Source organism: Rhodococcus sp. CX (assembly GCF_015865005.1).
Taxonomy (GTDB): domain Bacteria; phylum Actinomycetota; class Actinomycetes; order Mycobacteriales; family Mycobacteriaceae; genus Rhodococcus.
Genome location: NZ_JADZGH010000055.1, coordinates 1 through 2,923, shown reverse-complemented (window position 1 = coordinate 2,923; position 2,923 = coordinate 1). Strand labels below are relative to the sequence as shown.

3 protein-coding genes and 1 pseudogene are annotated in these 2,923 nt (G+C 70.7%); 3 read left to right on the top strand and 1 reads right to left on the bottom strand.

Going from position 1 to position 2,923, the window contains the following annotated elements; translation table 11 throughout:
• The 3 genes from I0Q12_RS32040 to I0Q12_RS05355 all read left to right on the top strand — a co-directional run.
• Window positions 1–214: DUF3516 domain-containing protein (locus I0Q12_RS32040; protein WP_231610057.1), on the top strand; the 214-nt coding region annotated here is incomplete at its 5' end.
• A 3-nt stretch (window positions 215–217) separates the two neighbouring features.
• Window positions 218–1,660 carry an amidohydrolase gene (locus I0Q12_RS05360; RefSeq protein WP_197250961.1) on the top strand — a complete coding sequence of 481 codons (1,443 nt, stop codon included), beginning with the start codon at window positions 218–220 and terminating at the stop codon, window positions 1,658–1,660.
• Window positions 1,661–1,685: 25 nt separating this feature from the next.
• Window positions 1,686–2,441 (top strand): LysR family substrate-binding domain-containing protein, encoded by a 756-nt coding sequence (locus I0Q12_RS05355; RefSeq protein ID WP_197250960.1) that lies wholly within the window; start codon window positions 1,686–1,688, stop codon window positions 2,439–2,441.
• 26 nt (window positions 2,442–2,467) lie between these two features.
• Here I0Q12_RS05355 and I0Q12_RS05350 read toward each other — a convergent pair.
• Window positions 2,468–2,923 (bottom strand): annotated as a pseudogene (locus tag I0Q12_RS05350) (virulence factor Mce); the annotation flags it as partial.

Genomic DNA, 2,923 nt, shown 5'->3' with positions numbered 1-2,923 from the left:
CTTCGACGAGTACGACGAGATCGGCACCGGACCGGACGCACGCGGTCCGGGGCTGTTCTCCGTCGTGGAGGAACCGACGCTGTGGCGGGTCCGGCAGACGCTTGCCGATCCCGCGGGCGATCACGGCTGGGCGCTGATCGGCGAGGTGAACCTGGCCGAGTCGGATGCCGCGGGTGAGGTGGTGTTCGACGAGTTCGAGATCGTCGAGGGCTGAGCGATGCTGCTTCGTCAGGCCCGCCTCGCTCCCGGCGCGGACCCGGTCGACCTGCGGATCCACGACGGCCGTGTCGGCGGCAGTGCCGGGGACGACGGTGCCGGGGAGGTCGTCGATCTCGGCGGCCGCCTGGTGCTGCCCGGGCTGTGGGATTCGCACGTGCATTTCGACCAGTGGGCGCTGTCGCAGGCCGCGCTCGATCTGTCGGGTGCGCGCTCGGCCGCGGAAGTGGTCGCGTTGTTCGCGACCCGTCTCGGGGAACCGGAACCGGATGTGGTGGTGGCGCACGGGTTTCGGGACGGCTTGTGGCCGGACGAGCCGAACGCTGCGCTGCTCGACGCGATCGCGCCGCACCGGCCGCTCGTCGCGGTCAGTGCCGATCTACACGGTGCGTGGCTCAATACCGCCGCCCTGCAGCATTTCTCGCTCGCTCCGCATCCGACCGGCCTGCTGCGCGAAGCCGAATTCATGCCGCTGATGAACGAGATCCAGCGCGTCGACCCCGACGTGCTCGACCGGTGGGTGGACGATGCCGCCCGCGCGGTCGCCGCCCGCGGGGTGGTCGGGATCGTCGACTTCGAGATCGCGGACAACATCACCGCGTGGTCGCGGCGCATCACTGCAGGGACCGACCGGCTGCGGGTGCGCTGCGGTATCTGGCCGCAGTGGCTCGACGCCACGATCGACGCGGGATGGCGCACCGGCGACGAGATCCCGGGCACCGGCGGGCTGGCCACGGTCGGGCCGATGAAGGTGATCGTCGACGGGTCGCTCGGCACCCGCACTGCCTACTGCCACGATCCGTATCCCGACGGAGACCACGGGGTGCTCACCGTGCCACCCGATCAGCTCGCGCGGTGGATGACGCGGGCACGCGACCATGGCATCGATTCCGCGATCCACGCGATCGGCGACCGCGCGTGCGAGCACGTGCTGGACTGCTTCGAGACGACCGGGACGCGCGGCAGCGTCGAGCACGCACAGCTGGTCGCCGACGCGGACTTCGCCCGCTTCGCGCAGCTCGGAGTCACCGCGAGCATCCAGCCCGCGCACGTACACGACGACGCCGAACTCGCCGACCGGTACTGGGCGGGTCGCACCGCCCGCGCGTTCCCGTACGGCACGCTGCTCGGCTCGGGCGCGACGCTCTCGCTCGGTTCGGACGCCCCGGTCGCACGGCTCGATCCGTGGCTGACGCTGGCCGCCGCCGTCGACCGCACGCTCCCCGACGGACGGGTGTGGCATCGGGAGCACGAGTTGCCGTGGCCGGTCGCGCTCGCCGCGTCCACCGGCGGCCGGGAGCGGGTCACGGCCGGCGATGTCGCCGATCTGGTGGTGCTGAACGCCGACGCGCTTCCTGCGACCGGGGCAGCACTCGCCGAGACCCCGGTGTGGGGCACGATGCTCGGCGGCCGCTGGACCTACGGGCCTCTCTGCGAGAACTGAACCCCCACGACGGTACCCTGACCGGGTGAGTGACGAGTCTCCGCAGGTGTTCCGGCTGGCCTATGTTCCCGGGGTCACCCCGGCCAAATGGGTGCGGGTGTGGACCGAGCGGATGCCCGACATCCCGATCGAACTGGTGCCGGTCCCGTCCACGTCCGGTGCCGCGTGCGTGCGCGAGGACCAGGCGGACGCCGCGCTGCTGCGGCTGCCCCTCGAACGCGACGGCCTGTCGGTGATCAGCCTCTACACCGAGGTCTCGGTCGTGGTGGTCCCGGCCGAGCATGCGATCGCGGCGGTCGAGGAGGTCTCGGTCGCCGACCTCGAGGAGGAGACCGTCCTGCATCCGCTCGACGACGTGCTGGACTGGGCGAAGCTCCCGGGCGAGGAGGCCTTCGAACGTCCGGAAACCACCGAGGGCGCGATCTCGCACGTCGCCTCCGAGGTCGGAGTTCTCATCACCCCCCAGTCGCTGGCCCGGCTGCACCACCGCAAGGACCTGACGTACCGCCCGGTGGTGGATGCACCGCAGTCCCAGGTCGGCCTCGTGTGGCTGACCGACCGGACCACCAATCTCGTCGACGAGTTCGTCGGAATCGTGCGCGGCCGTACCGCGAACAGCTCGCGGGGACGGCAGGACGAGCCCGACAAGAAGGCGAAGCGACGCGGCGAACGGCAGGGTTCACAGCCCCGGAAGGTCGTGGGCGACAAGAAGCCGAAGACGCGGCGCGGCAACGCCGGGCGCCCCAAGAGCGCCGGCCGGGTCCGGAAGCGTCGCGGCTGAGCATCGCCCGGACCGGCAACCACGTTTCAGCGAGGCATCATGTCCTGCCACGTGGCCGGCTCGGCACCGGCGGTGAGATCACCCTGCCGGTACAACCGCCCGTCCGGACCGAAGTACCGTCCGGTGTGCGGATCGTATTGCGCCGAAGCAGGTTCCGATTCCGACACCGCTCCGCGCGCGCTCGGGATCGGCGGGAGCCCCACCTCGGGCGCCACGAGGGATCCGTCGGGGTTGTATCGCGAATCCTGCGGCAGCCCTTGCGCTTCCAGGTTCGGGTCGTACGGATAGGGACCGACGACCGGCTGCTCGATGGCGAGCGGCACGAATTCCCGGTCGCTGTTGCACAATTCGGCGGTCGCCGCGCGCTTGTCGGGATTGTTGGCGCAAGGGATGTTGCGGGCGCCGCGGACGGCGATCTGCGAATTCTGTGGGAGCTTGCAGTACAGGTCCTCCGGAGTGTCGACGGTGTCGGTCTCGTACGG